Below are 18,060 nucleotides of genomic sequence, written 5' to 3'. Positions count from 1 at the left end.
CAAGCTACTTTGTGCTAAACTAAAGATATGAAACATGATTTTAACCACAAAGCAGAAACTTTTGATTCACCTAAAAATATCTTCCTTGCAAACTTGGTTTGTCAAGCAGTCGAGAAACAGATTGATCTTCTATCAGACAAAGAAATTTTGGATTTCGGTGGAGGGACTGGGCTATTAGCCTTGCCTCTGGCCAAACAAACTCAATCTGTAACACTGGTGGATATTTCGGAGAAAATGCTGGAGCAAGCTCGCTTGAAAGCGGAGCAGCAAGACATCAAGAATATCCAGTTTTTGGAGCAAGATTTACTGGAAAATCCCTTGGAGCAAGAGTTTGATTGCATTGTTGTTAGTCGGGTTCTTCACCATATGCCTGATTTGGATGCGACTCTCTCACTGTTTCATCAACATTTGAAGGAAGATGGACAACTCCTACTTGCTGATTTTACCAAGACAGAAGCTAACCATCATGGATTTGAATTGGTTGAACTGGAAAACAAGCTAGCCCAGTTTGGTTTTTCATCTGTACATAGTCAGATACTCTATAGCGCTGAAGACCTGTTTCAAGGAAATTACTCAGAACTCTTTTTAACAGTAGCCCAAAAATCACTCGCCTAGTCAGGGAGTGATTTTTCTATAAGGATGGAAAAAAGAAGGGAAATTTGATAAGATAGGAATATGGATTTTGAAAAAATTGAACAAGCTTATACCTATTTACTAGAGAATGTCCAAGTCATCCAAAGTGATTTGGCGACCAACTTTTATGACGCCTTAGTGGAGCAAAATAGCATCTATCTGGATGGCGAGACTGAGCTAAATCAGGTCAAGGAGAACAATCAGGCTCTTAAGCGTTTAGCACTACGCAAAGAAGAATGGCTCAAGACCTACCAGTTTCTCTTGATGAAGGCTGGGCAGACAGAGCCCCTACAGGCCAATCACCAGTTTACACCAGATGCCATTGCTTTACTTTTGGTGTTTATTGTGGAAGAGTTGTTTAAAGAGGAGGAGATTACGATCCTCGAAATGGGTTCTGGGATGGGAATTCTAGGTGCTACTTTCTTGACCTCGCTTGATAAAAAGGTGGATTACTTGGGAATGGAAGTGGATGATTTGCTGATTGATTTGGCAGCTAGCATGGCAGATGTAATTGGTTTGCAGGCTGGTTTTGTCCAAGGAGATGCCGTTCGTCCACAAATGCTCAAAGAAAGCGACGTGGTCATCAGCGACTTGCCTGTTGGCTATTATCCTGATGATGCCGTTGCGTCGCGCCATCAAGTTGCTTCTAGCCAAGAACATACCTACGCCCATCACTTGCTCATGGAACAAGGACTTAAGTACCTCAAGTCAGACGGATACGCTATTTTTCTAGCACCGAGTGATTTGTTGACCAGTCCTCAAAGTGATTTGTTGAAAGGCTGGTTGAAAGAGGAGGCAAGTCTGGTTGCCATGATCAGTCTGCCTGAAAATCTCTTTGCTAATGCTAAACAATCTAAGACTATTTTTATCCTACAGAAGAAAAATGAAATAGCAGTAGAGCCTTTTATTTATCCACTTGCTAGCTTACAAGATGCAAGTGTTTTAATGAAATTTAAAGAAAATTTTCAAAAATGGACTCAAGGTACTGAAATATAAAATAGATTTTGTTATAATAGATGAAAACGCTTAAAAGGGGTATCATGTTATGACAAAAACAATTGCAATCAATGCGGGAAGTTCAAGTTTGAAATGGCAATTATACTTAATGCCAGAAGAAAAAGTATTGGCGAAAGGTTTGATTGAACGTATCGGTTTGAAAGATTCAATTTCAACTGTAAAATTTGACGGCCGTTCTGAACAACAAATTTTGGATATCGAAAATCACACACAAGCTGTTAAAATTTTATTGGATGACTTGATTCGTTTCGACATTATCAAGGCTTATGATGAGATTACAGGTGTTGGACACCGTGTTGTTGCCGGTGGAGAATATTTCAAAGAATCAACAGTTGTTGAGGGGGATGTTTTAGAAAAAGTTGAAGAGTTGAGCTTATTGGCTCCTCTCCACAATCCAGCCAATGCAGCAGGTGTTCGTGCCTTCAAGGAATTGTTGCCAGACATTACCAGTGTAGTTGTTTTTGATACTTCATTCCACACAAGTATGCCAGAGAAAGCTTATCGCTACCCTCTACCAACAAAATATTACACAGAAAACAAGGTTCGTAAATATGGTGCCCACGGTACAAGTCACCAGTTTGTAGCAGGAGAAGCTGCAAAACTCTTGGGCCGTCCATTAGAAGACTTGAAATTGATTACTTGCCACATCGGTAATGGTGCTTCTATTACAGCTGTTAAGGGTGGTCAATCTGTCGATACTTCAATGGGATTCACTCCACTTGGTGGTGTGATGATGGGAACACGTACAGGAGATATTGACCCAGCTATTATTCCTTATTTAATGCAATATACAGAGGACTTTAACACGCCTGAAGACATTAGTCGCGTCCTTAATCGTGAATCAGGGCTTATGGGTGTCTCAGGTAAATCTAGTGATATGCGTGATGTGATTGCTGCGAAAGAAGCAGGAGATCATGATGCTACCTTGGCCTATGAAATCTATATTGATCGTATCCAAAAACATATCGGTCAGTACCTTGCAGTACTAAACGGAGCAGATGCCATTGTTTTCACAGCAGGTGTTGGTGAAAATGCAACCGATGTACGTGAAGATGTTATCTCAGGTATCTCTTGGTTTGGCTGTGATGTTGATCCAGAAAAGAACGTCTTTGGTGTGACAGGAGACATCTCAACAGAGGCAGCGAAGATCCGTGTTTTGGTTATTCCAACTGATGAAGAATTGGTCATTGCCCGTGACGTTGAACGCTTGAAAAAATAAGCAAAACTAGTAAAAATATTCCGTACAAGAAGTTGGGAAAGAGATTTTTCCAGCTTCTTTTTCTGATGAAATTGTCCAAAACCTTGCTATGATTGGCTTTTTTGAAAAATATGGTATAATAGTAGTAATTTAATAGATGGAGTTGAGTTTTGAAGAAAAACTTTCGTGTAAAAAGAGAGAAAGATTTTAAGGCAATTTTCAAGGAAGGGACAAGTTTTGCCAATCGCAAATTTGTTGTCTACCAATTAGAAAACCAGAAAAACCATTTTCGAGTAGGTCTATCAGTTAGCAAAAAACTGGGGAATGCCGTCACTAGAAATCAAATCAAGCGACGAATTAGACATATTATCCAGAATGCAAAAGGGAGTCTGGTAGAAGATGTAGACTTTGTTGTCATTGCTCGAAAAGGGGTTGAAACCTTGGAATACGCAGAGATGGAGAAAAATCTACTCCACGTATTAAAGTTATCAAAGATTTACCAGGAAGGAAATGGGAGTGAAAAAGAAACTACAGCTGACTAGTTTGTTAGGTCTGTCCCTATTTATCATGACAGCCTGTGCAACAAATGGGACAACTAGCGATATTACAGCCGAATCGGCTGATTTTTGGAGTAAATTTGTTTACTTCTTTGCGGAAATCATTCGCTTTTTATCGTTTGATATCAGTATCGGAGTGGGGATTATTCTCTTTACGGTCTTGATTCGTACGGTGCTCTTGCCAGTCTTTCAAGTGCAAATGGTGGCTTCTAGAAAAATGCAGGAAGCTCAACCACGCATTAAGGCGCTGCGAGAACAATATCCAGGCCGAGATATGGAAAGCAGAACCAAGCTAGAGCAAGAAATGCGTAAAGTCTTTAAAGAAATGGGTGTCAGACAGTCAGATTCTCTTTGGCCGATTTTGATTCAGATGCCGGTTATCTTGGCCTTGTTCCAAGCTCTATCAAGAGTTGACTTTTTAAAGACAGGTCATTTCTTATGGATTAACCTTGGTGGTGTGGATACAACCCTTGTTCTTCCGATTTTAGCAGCAGTATTCACCTTTTTAAGTACTTGGCTGTCCAACAAAGCCTTGTCTGAGCGTAATGGAGCTACGACTGCGATGATGTACGGTATTCCGGTCTTGATTTTTATCTTTGCAGTTTATGCGCCAGGTGGAGTCGCCCTATACTGGACAGTGTCTAATGCTTATCAAGTCTTGCAAACCTATTTCTTGAATAATCCATTCAAGATTATCGCAGAGCGAGAGGCGGTAGTTCAGGCACAGAAAGATTTGGAAAATAGAAAAAGAAAAGCCAAGAAAAAGGCTCAGAAAACGAAATAATAAGGAGGAATCTGGTAATGGTAGTATTTACAGGTTCAACTGTTGAAGAAGCAATCCAGAAAGGATTGAAAGAATTAGATATTCCAAGAATGAAGGCTCATATCAAAGTCATTTCTCGCGAGAAAAAAGGATTTCTTGGTTTATTTGGTAAAAAACCAGCCCAAGTGGATATCGATGCTATTAGTGAAACGACAGTTGTAAAAGCAAACCAACAAGCTGTAAAGGGAGTTCCAAAGCAAATTAATGATTTGAATGAGCCTGTTAAAACAGTCAGTGAAGCAACTGTTGATTTGGGTCATGTTGTAGAAGCAATTAAAAAGATTGAAGAGGAAGGCCAAGGTATTTCTGATGAAGTCAAGGCTGAAATCTTAAAACATGAAAGACATGCCAGCACTATCTTAGAAGAAACTGGTCACATTGAGATTTTAAATGAACTTCAAATCGAGGAAGCGATGAGGGAAGAAGCGGGCGCTGATGACCTTGAAACTGAGCAAGACCAAACTGAAAATCAAGACTTGACAGAGATGGGCTTGAAAGTTGAGCCGAGCTTTGATATTGCCCAGGTGGCTACGGATGTGACTGCCTATGTTCAAGCGATTGTGGATGACATGGATGTTGAAGCCACGCTTTCAAATGATTATAACCGTCGTAGTATCAATTTGCAAATTGACACTAACGAACCAGGTCGTATTATCGGCTACCACGGTAAAGTCTTGAAAGCCTTGCAACTATTGGCTCAAAATTATCTTTATAACCGCTATTCAAGAACCTTCTACATTACAATCAATGTCAATGATTATGTTGAACACCGTGCAGAAGTCTTGCAGACCTATGCTCAAAAATTGGCGACTCGTGTTTTAGAAGAAGGACGTAGTCATCAAACAGATCCTATGTCAAATAGTGAACGCAAGATTATTCATCGTATTATTTCACGTATGGATGGCGTGACTAGTTACTCTGAGGGTGACGAGCCAAATCGCTATGTCGTTGTAGATACAGAATAAGTAGAATCAGGTTTATCCTGATTTTTTGCTAGCTAGAGGAGATGAAACAGATGTTGAATAAGTTAAGAGATTATTTAGACTTTGCAGGGATCCAGTACCGTAATCCTGATAAAGCAGGAGCAGAGCGAGAGAAAATGCTGGAATTGCGCCACAAAGGCCAAGAGGCTCGAAAGGCTTTTACAGAACTGGCTAAAGCCTTTCAAGCAAGCCATCCAGAATGGCAACTTCAACAGACTAGCCAGTGGATGAACCAAGCGCAGCGTTTGCGACCACATTTTTGGGTTTATCTACAGAGAGACGGACAAGTGGCAGAACCTATGATAGCCTTACGTTTATATGGAAGTTCTTCTGATTTTGGAGTCTCACTAGAAGTCAGTTTCATCGAGCGCAAGAAAGATGAGCAAACTCTAGGCAAGCAAGCCAAGGTTTTAGAAATTCCAACCGTTGAAGGGATTTATTATCTAGTCTACTCTGATGGTCAAAGTCAACGGTGGGAGGCGAACGAAGAAAATCGTCAAATTTTAAGAAATAAACTATCCAATCAGGAAGTCCGAAAAGTGCTAGTTAAGGCAGATGTTTCTTTTATTGAAAATCAATCATTGGAAGTGATTTTAGAAAAATTAGATGAAGCTTATGAGCGCTTACTTCCCTACTATCAGGCGACCAGAGGGTAGCAAATAGAATACTTATTTACGTCGAATTGTTTAATTGCTATTCTATGTATTTTTTCATATAATAGTAAAATAGAATGTGTGATTCAATAATCACCTCAAATAGAAAGGAAATTCTATGTCAAATCTATCTGTTAATGCAATTCGTTTCCTAGGTATTGACGCTATCAACAAAGCCAACTCAGGTCACCCAGGTGTGGTTATGGGAGCAGCTCCGATGGCTTACAGCCTCTTTACAAAACAACTTCGTATCAATCCAGCACAACCAAACTGGATTAACCGCGACCGCTTTATTCTTTCAGCTGGTCATGGTTCAATGCTCCTTTATGCCCTTCTTCACCTTTCTGGTTTTGAAGATGTTAGTATGGATGAGATCAAGAGCTTCCGTCAATGGGGTTCAAAAACACCAGGTCACCCAGAATTTGGCCATACGGCAGGGATTGATGCTACGACAGGTCCTCTAGGTCAAGGGATTTCAACTGCCACTGGTTTTGCCCAAGCAGAACGTTTCTTGGCAGCTAAGTATAACCGCGAAGGCTACAATATCTTTGACCACTATACTTACGTTATCTGTGGGGACGGAGATTTGATGGAAGGTGTCTCAAGCGAGGCAGCTTCATACGCAGGTTTGCAAAAACTGGATAAGTTGGTTGTTCTTTATGATTCAAATGACATCAACTTGGATGGTGAGACAAAAGATTCCTTCACAGAAAGTGTTCGTGACCGTTACAATGCCTACGGTTGGCATACTGCCTTGGTAGAAGATGGAACAGACTTGGAAGCAATCCATGCTGCTATCGAAGCAGCTAAAGCTTCAGGCAAACCATCTTTGATTGAAGTGAAGACGGTTATTGGATATGGTTCTCCAAACAAACAAGGAACGAATGCTGTACACGGTGCTCCTCTTGGAGCAGATGAAACTGCAGCAACTCGCCAAGCACTTGGTTGGGACTACGAGCCGTTTGAAATCCCAGAACAAGTTTATGCTGATTTCAAAGAACATGTTGTAGACCGTGGCGCATCAGCTTATGAAGCTTGGACAAAATTAGTTGCAGATTATAAAGAAGCTCATCCAGAATTGGCTGCAGAAGTAGAAGCCATCATCGACGGACGTGATCCAGTCGACGTGACTCCAGCAGACTTCCCAGTCTTAGAAAATGGTTTTTCTCAAGCAACTCGTAACTCGAGTCAGGATGCTTTGAACGTTGTAGCTGCTAAATTGCCAACTTTCTTGGGTGGATCAGCTGACCTAGCTCACTCAAACATGACTTATATCAAGACTGACGGACTTCAAGACGATGCCAATCGCTTGAACCGTAACATTCAGTTTGGTGTTCGTGAATTTGCAATGGGAACTATCTTGAACGGGATGGCCCTTCACGGTGGACTTCGTGTATACGGTGGAACTTTCTTCGTCTTCTCTGACTATGTGAAGGCAGCTGTCCGCTTGTCAGCCTTGCAAGGTCTTCCTGTGACTTATGTCTTTACCCATGATTCAATCGCAGTTGGGGAAGATGGTCCGACTCACGAACCAGTTGAGCATTTAGCAGGTCTTCGTGCCATGCCAAATCTAAATGTTTTCCGTCCAGCAGATGCGCGTGAAACTCAAGCAGCTTGGTACCTTGCAGTGACAAGTGAGAAAACACCAACTGCCCTTGTCTTGACACGTCAAAACTTGACTGTTGAAGATGGAACAGACTTCGACAAGGTTGCTAAAGGTGCCTATGTTGTCTATGAAAATGCAGCAGACTTTGATACCATCTTGATTGCGACAGGTTCAGAGGTCAATCTTGCTGTCTCAGCTGCCAAAGAATTGGCTAGTCAAGGCGCAAAAGTCCGCGTAGTCAGCATGCCATCTACAGATGTCTTTGATAAACAAGATGCAGCTTACAAGGAAGAGATTCTTCCAAATGCAGTCCGCCGTCGTGTTGCAGTCGAAATGGGTGCAAGTCAAAACTGGTACAAATATGTTGGTCTCGATGGTGCCGTTCTCGGTATTGATACCTTCGGAGCCTCTGCCCCAGCACCAAAAGTATTGGCAGAATATGGCTTTACTGTAGAAAATCTTGTAAAAGTCGTTCAAAACTTGAAATAATCCTAAAAATCAGGGCGCATGCTCTGGTTTTTATTACTAGAAAAGCAAGGTACAATCTTGTAAAAGTAGCTGAAATTTGATATAGTAGTCCTATGTAAAAGACAAAGGAGAAGACAATGAATCCAAATTATACATTTTTAATCATGCTAGCCCTTATGGTGGGCTTGATGTTCTTTACGCAACGTTCTCAAAAGAAACAAGCACAAAAACGTATGGAAAGCTTGAATAAACTACAAAAAGGCTATGAAGTGATTACAATCGGTGGACTTTACGGAACAGTCGATGAAGTAGATACGGAGAAGGGAACAATTGTTCTTGACGTAGATGGAGTTTACTTGACTTTTGAACTAGCTGCTATCAAGACCGTATTACCGCTGAAAGACACAGCTTCACTAGAAGGCGCAATTGAAAAATAAGACGGGATTACGAACTCCCGTTTTTCTATAAAAGAAAGGAAATGGGATGAAAAAATTAGTCTTTGTCTGTCTGGGAAATATTTGCCGTAGTCCTATGGCCGAGTTTGTTATGAAATCAATGACAGATAACTACGAAATCCAAAGTCGAGCAACTTCTTCTTGGGAACACGGCAATCCGATTCATAAGGGAACTCAAGGGATTTTTCAACAGTATCAGATTCCTTACGACAAAGCCAAAACATCGCTTCAGATTAGTAAGGAAGATTTTGAAGCCTTTGATTATATTATCGGAATGGACGCTTCAAATGTTTCTGACTTACGTCAGATGTGTCCAGTAGACTGTCAAGATAAGATTTACTCATTTGCATCTGAAAGTGTTCCAGATCCTTGGTATACAGGAGATTTTGAGGAAACCTATCGACGTGTTCAAGAGGGCTGTCAAGTTTGGCTAGAACGTTTAGAAAAGGAGAGTGAAGATGGAAAATCTTAAGAATTTTTACGAAAAGTATCGAGTGTATCTGACTCGTCCACGTCTCGAGCTTTTAGCAGTAGTTGCCATTGTTTTTTGTGCTGTACTCGTCTTTTTTCTAAATATTCCCGGAAAAGGTGTTCTAAAACTCGATAATGGAACGATTGTTTATGATGGCAGTCTTGTCCGTGGTAAAATGAATGGGCAAGGTACCATTACCTTCCAAAATGGAGACCAATATACAGGTGGTTTCAACAATGGAGCCTTCAACGGAAAAGGTACCTTTCAATCTAAAGAAGGCTGGACCTACGAAGGTGATTTTGTAAATGGTCAGGCTGAAGGAAAAGGAAAACTAACAACAGAACAAGAAGTCGTTTATGAAGGGACTTTTAAACAAGGCGTTTTTCAACAAAAATAAAGCCTCCTTATCAAAGGAGGTATTGTTAGAATGTTTAAGTAAGCGCTTACCTGTAAATCCCTATCTTTCCAAGTTCCTCTTCCAAGCAAGTTTGTGAAATAAAAAAACATTTGAAATAAATTTCACAAACTTTAAAGAAAAAGCTTGCTAAGAAAAGAAAATGACAAACATTTCACAAGGAACTAAAAATTCTTTGTGAAATGTTTATGAAACTGTTTACAAAGTTGAAATAATGCGTTATAATAAACTTGTGAAAAAATTAACAAAGGATTAAATCCTTGAAAGCTATGGAGGAAAATATGGCTGATAAAAAAACTGTGACACCAGAGGAAAAGAAACTCGCTGCTGAAAAGCATGTCGATGGCTTGGTGCAAAAAGCTTTAGTTGCTCTTGAAGAAATGCGTAAGTTGGATCAAGAGCAGGTTGACTACATCGTTGCCAAAGCATCAGTAGCAGCTTTGGATGCCCACGGAGAATTGGCTTTACATGCCTTTGAAGAAACAGGACGTGGTGTATTTGAAGATAAAGCAACTAAGAACTTGTTTGCTTGTGAACACGTAGTGAACAACATGCGCCACACTAAAACAGTTGGTGTTATTGAAGAAGACGATGTAACAGGTTTGACTCTTATTGCTGAACCGGTCGGTGTTGTCTGTGGTATCACTCCAACAACAAACCCAACATCAACAGCAATCTTCAAATCATTGATTTCATTGAAGACACGTAACCCAATCGTCTTTGCCTTCCACCCATCAGCTCAAGAGTCATCAGCTCACGCAGCTCAAATCGTTCGTGATGCAGCTATCGCAGCTGGGGCTCCTGAAAACTGTGTGCAATGGATTACTCAACCATCTATGGAAGCAACTAGTGCCCTTATGAACCACGAAGGTGTTGCGACAATCCTTGCAACAGGTGGTAACGCCATGGTAAAGGCTGCGTACTCATGTGGTAAACCAGCTCTTGGGGTAGGTGCCGGAAACGTTCCAGCTTATGTTGAAAAATCAGCTAACATCCGCCAAGCTGCACACGATATCGTCATGTCTAAATCATTTGATAACGGTATGGTCTGTGCATCTGAACAAGCGGTTATCATTGATAAAGAAATTTACGATGAATTTGTAGCAGAGTTCAAATCTTACCACACTTACTTTGTAAACAAAAAAGAAAAAGCTCTTCTTGAAGAGTTCTGCTTCGGCGTCAAAGCAAACAGCAAAAACTGTGCTGGTGCAAAATTGAACGCTGACATCGTTGGTAAACCAGCAACTTGGATTGCAGAACAAGCAGGATTTACAGTTCCAGAAGGAACAAACATTCTTGCTGCTGAATGTAAAGAAGTTGGTGAAAATGAGCCATTGACTCGTGAAAAATTGTCACCAGTTATCGCAGTTTTGAAATCTGAAAGCCGTGAAGATGGTATTACTAAGGCTCGTCAAATGGTTGAATTTAACGGTCTTGGGCACTCAGCAGCCATCCACACAGCTGATGAAGAATTAACTAAAGAATTTGGTAAAGCTGTTAAAGCTATTCGTGTTATCTGTAACTCACCTTCTACTTTCGGTGGTATCGGGGACGTTTACAATGCCTTCTTGCCATCATTGACACTTGGATGTGGTTCTTACGGACGCAACTCAGTTGGGGATAACGTTAGTGCCATTAACCTCTTGAATATCAAAAAAGTCGGAAGACGGAGAAATAACATGCAATGGATGAAACTTCCTTCAAAAACATACTTTGAACGTGATTCAATTCAATACCTTCAAAAATGTCGTGACGTTGAACGTGTCATGATCGTTACTGACCATGCCATGGTAGAGCTTGGTTTCCTTGATCGTATCATCGAGCAACTTGACCTTCGTCGCAATAAGGTTGTTTACCAAATCTTTGCTGATGTAGAACCAGATCCAGATATCACAACTGTAAACCGTGGTACTGAGATTATGCGTGCCTTCAAACCAGATACAATCATCGCTCTCGGTGGTGGATCTCCAATGGATGCTGCTAAAGTAATGTGGCTCTTCTACGAACAACCAGAAGTGGACTTCCGTGACCTTGTTCAAAAATTCATGGATATCCGTAAACGTGCCTTCAAATTCCCATTGCTTGGTAAGAAAACTAAATTCATCGCGATTCCAACTACATCTGGTACAGGATCTGAAGTAACACCATTTGCCGTTATCTCTGATAAAGCAAACAACCGTAAATACCCAATCGCTGACTACTCATTGACACCAACTGTGGCAATCGTAGACCCTGCCTTGGTATTGACAGTTCCTGGATTTGTTGCTGCGGACACTGGTATGGACGTATTGACCCACGCGACTGAAGCTTACGTATCACAAATGGCTAGCGACTACACTGATGGACTTGCACTTCAAGCCATCAAGCTTGTATTCGAAAACCTTGAAAGCTCAGTTAAGAATGCAGACTTCCACTCACGTGAGAAAATGCATAACGCTTCAACAATCGCTGGTATGGCCTTTGCTAATGCCTTCCTAGGTATTTCTCACTCAATGGCCCATAAGATTGGTGCGCAATTCCACACAATCCACGGTCGTACGAATGCTATCTTGCTTCCATATGTCATTCGCTACAACGGTACACGTCCAGCTAAGACAGCAACATGGCCTAAGTATAACTACTACCGTGCAGATGAAAAATATCAAGATATCGCACGTATGCTTGGCCTTCCAGCTTCTACACCAGAAGAAGGGGTTGAATCTTACGCAAAAGCTGTCTACGAACTTGGTGAGCGCGTAGGTATCCAAATGAACTTCAAAGCACAAGGAATTGATGAAAAAGAATGGAAAGAACATTCTCGTGAATTAGCCTTCCTTGCTTATGAAGACCAATGTTCACCAGCTAACCCACGTCTTCCAATGGTTGACCATATGCAAGAAATCATCGAAGATTCTTACTATGGCTACAAAGAAAGACCAGGACGCCGTAAATAATTGTTATCAGCCTAGAGGCAGGAGAAATCCTGTCTCTTTTTTTGTAATTCTATTTGAAAAATGGTATAATCATCGCATATATTTATTTGAAAATCAAATCTTTAATAATCATGCGAGGGGCAAATGAACAAGATAAATGAGTTAGGGGATAAAGTGCGACTTTTAAGAGAGGAGAAAGGACTTAGTCGTCCAGTTTTTTGCGGGGATGAGTCTGAATTATCAGTGCGTCAGTTGGTGCGGATTGAAAAAGGAGAATTTCGCCCGACGATAAAAACACTAGAATATATTGCAGAACGATTAGAAATTCCGTCCTACGTCTTGATGCCAGATTATAAGGAATTACCCAAGCGTTACCAAGAATTAAAGTACTTTCTTTTACATCATCCTGACTATGGAGACGAGGAGTTGCAGGAACAAAAGGAAGAATATTTTGATGAGATTTTTGAGTGTTTTTATGATGACCTGCCCCGTGATGAGAAAGTGCTAGTGGATTGTCTTCAAGCTATAGATGCAGTGAGAGCGACTAGTAATTCCTTATACGGAAGTGGTGTGATTGAAGACGGTCTTCAAGATTTACTATCCAGAGATGTATATAAAGCCGAGGACTTGTTGAAACTGAGACTGTATTTCAACTGTCAGTTAATGGATGGTTTAAATGTGGGTGAGATAAAAGAATCTGAGCATGAAACCATTCTTTGTTTTCATGACAAACTAAGTTCTCAGGTTGATAAGATAGAGTTCGATTGTTTGGACTTACTTAGAGATTCCTTGTTAGCTTCTTTAGCTTGTATAGAAATTATGGGGCTGTTTCATTATTTTAAGAGGGCAGTCGAGACCTTAAATAAAATAGGACAAAAAACACGAGATTTCCAAAAGCAACCGATTGTCTTGATGGTGGAGTGGAAATATTATATTCAGACCGATTATGATACAGCCAAACAAAAGTATGAAGAAGCAAAAATGATGGCGAGGATGTTTGGTAATGAGAAGTTACTCGTTAGTTTAGATAAGGAATGGAGCGAAGACTTAGAAAGGTATTATTAAATGATTTATAGGAGTGACATTTCTGTCATTGGGGAAATGTCGCTTTTTTGTTACAATGGATTCATAATAAAGAGAAAGGAATTTACTATGATTAAAATAATGATTTTTCTATTTATCACGGGTGGGTGGTGGACTTGAGTTTAGAGGAATGACATGCTAGAATTTGAAAGAATAAACAATGTTTTATTGACTGGTATGTCAGAAGTAGGAGATGTACTGCTCATTCGACAAACACTATCAAATCTTATTCAAGTAGAAATAAGAGTTAACGGCTATTTATTGGATTTGATCACAATAAAGTCTAAAAGATTAAAAATCTATCCCATAATTGGAATAGAAAAAAATGCACTTATTATTGTACGAGAAGTAAATGAGGGACTTGATATGACGTTGGAGAATAACAGGACATTTAGAGATTTTGATTTTTTTAGAAAATTAAAATAGAAATTTAAAAAGGAGAAATAAAATATGTGGCGTTGGGTATGGAAAATTGTAAAATGGATTCTGATTAGTTTGCTATGGGAAGCTATCTGGGGCTGGGTTAAACAATGGTTTAGTAAATAGGAGGAATTATTATGTGGAGTTTCGTATGGAGAATTATCAGATGGATTATTATTGACTGGATTTTAACAGCAATTTGGGGCTGGGTTAAACAGTGGTTCTAGTTTAGAAATTAATAGAACAGAGTTGATTTTTACATAAAATATTAGTAAAATTAGAAATTAATATAAAAAAATAATTGATAGTTATGTCTCAGTTTGAAAATGGGCATTCTCAAAAAGATTATAGACATAACTATCAACTATTTTAATTATAATATAAAAGGAGAAAAAATGAAAGTAGAGAACATTTCGTATAGGATAAATAGTCGGATACTGTTTAACAATATTTCTTTTGATACTTCAAATTCAGGTCTTACACTGATTACTGGAAAAAATGGCTCAGGAAAGTCAACATTATTGAAAGTATTACTAGGAATTGTTCAACCATATTCTGGCTCATTGATTTCTGAAGAAAAAGTTAGCTATGTTCCAGATTCTTCGGACAACTATTTCATTGGTTTATCTCCTAATTTATTATTCGGATTTTTACAGAAACAATTTTTTATTGAAACAAATTTGTTCGAAGAACGGTTAAGAGAATTACGAGAACAATTTTATTTGAATGAGAAATTAATGACACAAACAATTCAATCATTGTCATTAGGAGAAAAGAAAAAAGTAATGCTTATAGCAGCGTTTTTATTGGATTCGGACTTGTATGTTATGGATGAACCTTTATCAGGTTTAGATCAAATTTCGGTTGAAAATCTGCTTCAATTGATGGAGCAAAAGATAAATCTAGGCAAACACTTCATTATTGTAAGTCACGAGAGGCAAGAAATTTTACCGACAGTTGATCAGATTATTTCTTTGTAGAGGAAAGTTATATGGAAAAGTTTTATTACTCTATTACTCTATTATTCCTATCTCGACAGGGATACTGGAATGATTCGAATAATGTCAAGGAATTATCGTTGCTTCAATCGACTTACAAATATTTTCTTTCATCTGTTAGTTTGATTTTTATATTTTGTTTTGCTAAACAAGAAGTTTATAAGCTATTAAGTGAAAATCAAATTTTGGGTATCCTATCATACTTTGAATTAGTAAAAATACTTGTTCCTGCAATTTTGTTATTAGGAATAATTTATGAAAATATTTATGTTTTAAAAACTAAAACAGAGAGTACAATGAGGATATTTTTCAATGTCACAGGGAGAGAATTTTGGAATATAGTATTTTTAAAGAATTTAATTCTAGTTTCTCCAATCTTAGTAGTTATTTTTTTCTATGATATTTCTTTAGGAATATTTGCGTGCCTACTTGTTTTTTTACTTAATAGTATATTTTTTATATCGAAAATCAGGTATGTTAGGACAAGGTTTAAAAAATCGTTTAGTATGACCTATTTATTATCTGTCGTTGATGGTTTGACGGTGTTTAAAGCGATGACTATACCTGTATTTTCAACTTTTATGTTTATGTTCATGTGGTTGGTTTTACCAGATTTTTTAGGAATTGATATCTCGAATAAAGCGATGATATTGAACACAGCTTTATTTTCAGGGACAGTATTTTTTAGCAATAAAGGGATAAATTTTTATTTTCTTACTTTAAATAAGGACTTCCCTTATCTGAAGGCTGTGGGGGTTAATCTTAATAAGTTTATAAAAAAAAGAATTTGGTCTTTAAATTTTATTAGTATTTTAGTTCCGTCGATCTCGCTATATTTCTTTTTAAATTATCTGGGGTACGGTTTTATAGATATTTCCCTATTTCTTTTCGGAGTTTCTCTAGCATATTTTTTATGCCAAGGGATACAAATGTTAGAGATAATTATATTTAGAAAGTATCATTTCAAGAATGCGAAAGAATTAGATGCTTTTTCAATTCCTATAAATACAAGGATAACGTTGTACATTATTCGCTTCGTACCAGTTATGGTTTGCTTATTATTCAATCAAATTAAACTATTTGGTTTATGGGGCTTGATATTGTTAAATATAGTTTATATCAGTATTATTTATTGTAGTTTATATCGACATATGTTGTCAAAAGTAATTAAAGGAGATAATCATGTCCATTTTATCCATTAAAAATATTTCAAAGTTTTACACTTTGGACGGTAAACATCAAGAGCAGGCTCTAAGAAATGTTAACCTGCAGATTGCAAAAGGTAAAATTACAGCGATTTACGGTCCATCAGGCTGTGGCAAAACCAGTCTACTCAATATCATCAGCGGTTTAGATAGACAATATGAAGGAGATTTAGAGTTTAAAGGGGAATCCCTCCGTGACTTATCAGAGATTGAACTAACTCAATTTCGTAAAGATAAGATTGGATTTGTGTTTCAAAACTTTAACCTCATTCCTCATCAGTCTGTTTTGGACAATGTCAAGCTACCTCTCTATGTCAAAGATTTATCTGACAGGGAGATGACAATGGTTGCAAAGGAGCAATTAAGTAACTTGGGCATGGAGCCTTTTATGGCTAAAAATGTTAAACAGCTTTCTGGCGGGCAAAAGCAACGTGTAGCAATCGCGCGTGCTTTGGTGAATCAGCCTGATATGATTGTAGCAGATGAGCCAACGGGTTCGCTGGATTCTCAATCCCAAGAAATGGTATTGGAAGTATTTAAAAATTTAGCCCAAACAGGGAAAACAGTATTGATCGTAACCCATAATCCAGAGGTTGCCGAATATGCAGATGTGATTATCAAAATGAAGGATGGTGAAGTCGTTGAAGAAGTCAAAAAATAAAGGATTATCATTGAAAAACAAATTCAAACTTTCTTTAAATAACTTTATGGAAAGAAAGTGGCGTAACCTATTGATTGCGCTAGCAACCTCAATCGGTTTTGTAGGAGTCTTAATTTCTTTCGGCTTGGGAAATGCTTTGATTTCGATGATTGATGAAAATACGAATGGAGGTCAAATCCCTTCTCAAGTTCAGATTGCTTTAAACACAAAAAATGTTGGACGAGGCTTTTTGAACCAAGATGATAAGAACTATATCACGGATACAGTTGGCAAAGAAACTATTAAATATTTGGAGAGTCCTTTTGGGATGATCATGTCAAATATGACTATAGATGGTCAAGAAATGGATCTGAGTCAAACGATGCCTTCTTATGCTCAAGTGGTGAGTCTCTATGAGGATACAAGTATCTCTGTTAGTAGTAATGAGGCGGACAAAGTATTGGCTGGTTCCCTCTATACTGATGCAAATGAACAGGGATTGACGATTCCAAGCAGTTTACTAAAAAATTGGAATGAACAGACAGGAAAAAATCTGACAGCTAGTGATATTATTGGCAAATCAGTCTCAGCCAGCATTGTAGAAAATGATGCTGAAGCTAGCAAGACTGCTCAATTTCAAACAAAGATTGTACGTGTAATCAATGATGAAGATGACCTGGAGGACAGTAACAGTTTCATGCCGTCTCATCAAATGGAAACGATTTTGAAGGAGGCTGGATTTACAAAAGCTGTATCTTATTTTATCTTGGAACTCAAAGATCCATCACAAACAAAAGCGATAACAGAAGAATTGCAGAAAAACAAGAAGTATACTGTTCTTTCCCAACAGAAGGTTCTTGATATTGTGATTACTTTTATTCGTGTCATTCAGGGATTGTTGATTGTGCTTTCATCACAAGCTATTGTGGTAGCGGCAGTCATGATTGGTATCATCATTTACATCAATATCATGCAACGTTCTAAGGAAATAGGTGTCATGAAGGCAGTTGGTTATCAAAATCGTGATGTCAAAGGAATTTTTATTTACGAGGCTATCTGGATTGTAGGTATCGCCTTGCTGCTGGCATTTTCGGTTGCACAAGGGGTGGGAAGTTTGGCGAATGCGATTGTAAGTCACTTTTACCCATCCATCACTAAGGTTTTTGAATTAAATTTGTTATCTGTTTTAGGAACTCTAGCTTTCGCTCTACTACTTGGTTATGTATCAGCTTACTTCCCAGCACGTAAAATTAGTAAAATGGATCCTGTAGAATCGCTACGATATGAATAGTAAGGGATTTCCTTGATTTACAGTTTAAAAAAGAAACTGGTGAATTCCCAAACTAACTTCCACCGTTAATCCAAGTGGAAGTTAGTCTGATAAAAATCGTAAAAACCAGTGGAAATCCGTGTCAGGGTAAGTTCCACTGGTTTTAATCATGCTTGATTTTATTGCTTTTGTAACCAAAATGAATCGAAAAAAAGAGCGCACAAAATCCCCTTATCTGAAAGCGTTTCAGAT

18 protein-coding genes are annotated in these 18,060 nt (G+C 38.5%); all 18 read left to right on the top strand.

Annotated features, from left to right (window positions below):
• Positions 1-27: 27 nt before the first annotated feature.
• The 18 genes from HT685_RS04010 (at position 28) to HT685_RS03925 (ending at position 17,829) form a co-directional block, all read left to right on the top strand.
• Positions 28-615: a class I SAM-dependent methyltransferase gene (locus HT685_RS04010; protein WP_173227094.1), complete on the top strand. Its 588-nt coding sequence runs from the start codon at positions 28-30 to the stop codon at positions 613-615.
• 60 nt (positions 616-675) lie between these two features.
• Positions 676-1,629 (top strand): class I SAM-dependent methyltransferase, encoded by a 954-nt coding sequence (locus tag HT685_RS04005; RefSeq protein ID WP_173227092.1) that lies wholly within the window; start codon positions 676-678, stop codon positions 1,627-1,629.
• A 49-nt stretch (positions 1,630-1,678) separates the two neighbouring features.
• Positions 1,679-2,869 (top strand): acetate kinase, encoded by a 1,191-nt coding sequence (locus HT685_RS04000; RefSeq protein WP_173227090.1) that lies wholly within the window; start codon positions 1,679-1,681, stop codon positions 2,867-2,869.
• A gap of 149 nt (positions 2,870-3,018) precedes the next feature.
• The gene (gene rnpA, locus HT685_RS03995) at positions 3,019-3,390 is read left to right on the top strand and encodes a ribonuclease P protein component (protein WP_173227087.1); all 372 of its coding nucleotides are present in this window, start codon (positions 3,019-3,021) and stop codon (positions 3,388-3,390) included.
• Positions 3,365-4,189 (top strand): membrane protein insertase YidC, encoded by an 825-nt coding sequence (locus HT685_RS03990; protein WP_261059677.1) that lies wholly within the window; start codon positions 3,365-3,367, stop codon positions 4,187-4,189. The genes rnpA and HT685_RS03990 overlap by 26 nt, the downstream gene beginning before the upstream one ends.
• A gap of 17 nt (positions 4,190-4,206) precedes the next feature.
• Positions 4,207-5,193, top strand: coding sequence for an RNA-binding cell elongation regulator Jag/EloR (gene jag / locus HT685_RS03985; RefSeq protein ID WP_000260004.1), 987 nt, complete (start codon positions 4,207-4,209; stop codon positions 5,191-5,193).
• Positions 5,194-5,243: 50 nt separating this feature from the next.
• Positions 5,244-5,867 (top strand): ribonuclease P, encoded by a 624-nt coding sequence (locus tag HT685_RS03980; protein ID WP_173227123.1) that lies wholly within the window; start codon positions 5,244-5,246, stop codon positions 5,865-5,867.
• Between the two features lie 115 nt (positions 5,868-5,982).
• The gene (gene tkt, locus HT685_RS03975; protein ID WP_173227081.1) at positions 5,983-7,959 is read left to right on the top strand and encodes a transketolase; all 1,977 of its coding nucleotides are present in this window, start codon (positions 5,983-5,985) and stop codon (positions 7,957-7,959) included.
• A 116-nt stretch (positions 7,960-8,075) separates the two neighbouring features.
• The gene (gene yajC / locus HT685_RS03970) at positions 8,076-8,375 is read left to right on the top strand and encodes a preprotein translocase subunit YajC (RefSeq protein ID WP_173227079.1); all 300 of its coding nucleotides are present in this window, start codon (positions 8,076-8,078) and stop codon (positions 8,373-8,375) included.
• Between the two features lie 46 nt (positions 8,376-8,421).
• The gene (locus HT685_RS03965; RefSeq protein WP_173227077.1) at positions 8,422-8,865 is read left to right on the top strand and encodes a low molecular weight protein-tyrosine-phosphatase; all 444 of its coding nucleotides are present in this window, start codon (positions 8,422-8,424) and stop codon (positions 8,863-8,865) included.
• Positions 8,852-9,262, top strand: a complete 411-nt coding sequence (locus HT685_RS03960) for an MORN repeat-containing protein (RefSeq protein WP_000429317.1) — start codon at positions 8,852-8,854, stop codon at positions 9,260-9,262. Before HT685_RS03965 ends, HT685_RS03960 begins: the two co-directional genes overlap by 14 nt.
• A gap of 299 nt (positions 9,263-9,561) precedes the next feature.
• Positions 9,562-12,213 carry a bifunctional acetaldehyde-CoA/alcohol dehydrogenase gene (gene adhE / locus HT685_RS03955; RefSeq protein ID WP_173251830.1) on the top strand — a complete coding sequence of 884 codons (2,652 nt, stop codon included), beginning with the start codon at positions 9,562-9,564 and terminating at the stop codon, positions 12,211-12,213.
• Positions 12,214-12,336: 123 nt separating this feature from the next.
• Positions 12,337-13,257, top strand: a complete 921-nt coding sequence (locus HT685_RS03950) for an XRE family transcriptional regulator (protein ID WP_173227073.1) — start codon at positions 12,337-12,339, stop codon at positions 13,255-13,257.
• A gap of 153 nt (positions 13,258-13,410) precedes the next feature.
• Positions 13,411-13,701: a hypothetical protein gene (locus HT685_RS03945; RefSeq protein WP_138704848.1), complete on the top strand. Its 291-nt coding sequence runs from the start codon at positions 13,411-13,413 to the stop codon at positions 13,699-13,701.
• 389 nt (positions 13,702-14,090) lie between these two features.
• On the top strand, positions 14,091-14,675 hold the full coding sequence (locus HT685_RS03940) for an ATP-binding cassette domain-containing protein (protein ID WP_000861995.1): 585 nt from the start codon (positions 14,091-14,093) through the stop codon (positions 14,673-14,675).
• A gap of 11 nt (positions 14,676-14,686) precedes the next feature.
• Complete coding sequence (locus HT685_RS03935) at positions 14,687-15,895, top strand: hypothetical protein (protein WP_173227071.1); 1,209 nt, start codon at positions 14,687-14,689, stop codon at positions 15,893-15,895.
• Positions 15,876-16,559: an ABC transporter ATP-binding protein gene (locus HT685_RS03930; RefSeq protein ID WP_173227069.1), complete on the top strand. Its 684-nt coding sequence runs from the start codon at positions 15,876-15,878 to the stop codon at positions 16,557-16,559. The genes HT685_RS03935 and HT685_RS03930 overlap by 20 nt, the downstream gene beginning before the upstream one ends.
• Positions 16,528-17,829: an ABC transporter permease gene (locus tag HT685_RS03925; RefSeq protein WP_173227067.1), complete on the top strand. Its 1,302-nt coding sequence runs from the start codon at positions 16,528-16,530 to the stop codon at positions 17,827-17,829. The genes HT685_RS03930 and HT685_RS03925 overlap by 32 nt, the downstream gene beginning before the upstream one ends.
• The last annotated feature ends 231 nt before the right edge of the window (positions 17,830-18,060 follow it).

Origin of the sequence: Streptococcus sp. 5004 (genome assembly GCF_013276755.1) — a bacterium.
In the GTDB taxonomy this organism is placed as follows: Bacteria; Bacillota; Bacilli; order Lactobacillales; family Streptococcaceae; genus Streptococcus.
Note: the sequence above shows the minus strand (reverse complement) of the source record. Positions and strands in the feature narration are given on the sequence as shown.

What these genes read in the sequence shown, in the direction of transcription:
- HT685_RS04010 (WP_173227094.1), top strand. Translation starts at nt 28, where the DNA reads ATGAAACATGATTTTAACCACAAAGCAGAAACTTTTGATTCACCTAAA.
- HT685_RS04005 (WP_173227092.1), top strand. Translation starts at nt 676, where the DNA reads ATGGATTTTGAAAAAATTGAACAAGCTTATACCTATTTACTAGAGAAT.
- HT685_RS04000 (WP_173227090.1), top strand. Translation starts at nt 1,679, where the DNA reads ATGACAAAAACAATTGCAATCAATGCGGGAAGTTCAAGTTTGAAATGG.
- jag (WP_000260004.1), top strand. Translation starts at nt 4,207, where the DNA reads ATGGTAGTATTTACAGGTTCAACTGTTGAAGAAGCAATCCAGAAAGGA.
- HT685_RS03980 (WP_173227123.1), top strand. Translation starts at nt 5,244, where the DNA reads ATGTTGAATAAGTTAAGAGATTATTTAGACTTTGCAGGGATCCAGTAC.
- tkt (WP_173227081.1), top strand. Translation starts at nt 5,983, where the DNA reads ATGTCAAATCTATCTGTTAATGCAATTCGTTTCCTAGGTATTGACGCT.
- yajC (WP_173227079.1), top strand. Translation starts at nt 8,076, where the DNA reads ATGAATCCAAATTATACATTTTTAATCATGCTAGCCCTTATGGTGGGC.
- HT685_RS03965 (WP_173227077.1), top strand. Translation starts at nt 8,422, where the DNA reads ATGAAAAAATTAGTCTTTGTCTGTCTGGGAAATATTTGCCGTAGTCCT.
- HT685_RS03960 (WP_000429317.1), top strand. Translation starts at nt 8,852, where the DNA reads ATGGAAAATCTTAAGAATTTTTACGAAAAGTATCGAGTGTATCTGACT.
- adhE (WP_173251830.1), top strand. Translation starts at nt 9,562, where the DNA reads ATGGCTGATAAAAAAACTGTGACACCAGAGGAAAAGAAACTCGCTGCT.
- HT685_RS03950 (WP_173227073.1), top strand. Translation starts at nt 12,337, where the DNA reads ATGAACAAGATAAATGAGTTAGGGGATAAAGTGCGACTTTTAAGAGAG.
- HT685_RS03945 (WP_138704848.1), top strand. Translation starts at nt 13,411, where the DNA reads ATGCTAGAATTTGAAAGAATAAACAATGTTTTATTGACTGGTATGTCA.
- HT685_RS03940 (WP_000861995.1), top strand. Translation starts at nt 14,091, where the DNA reads ATGAAAGTAGAGAACATTTCGTATAGGATAAATAGTCGGATACTGTTT.
- HT685_RS03935 (WP_173227071.1), top strand. Translation starts at nt 14,687, where the DNA reads ATGGAAAAGTTTTATTACTCTATTACTCTATTATTCCTATCTCGACAG.
- HT685_RS03930 (WP_173227069.1), top strand. Translation starts at nt 15,876, where the DNA reads ATGTCCATTTTATCCATTAAAAATATTTCAAAGTTTTACACTTTGGAC.
- HT685_RS03925 (WP_173227067.1), top strand. Translation starts at nt 16,528, where the DNA reads ATGGTGAAGTCGTTGAAGAAGTCAAAAAATAAAGGATTATCATTGAAA.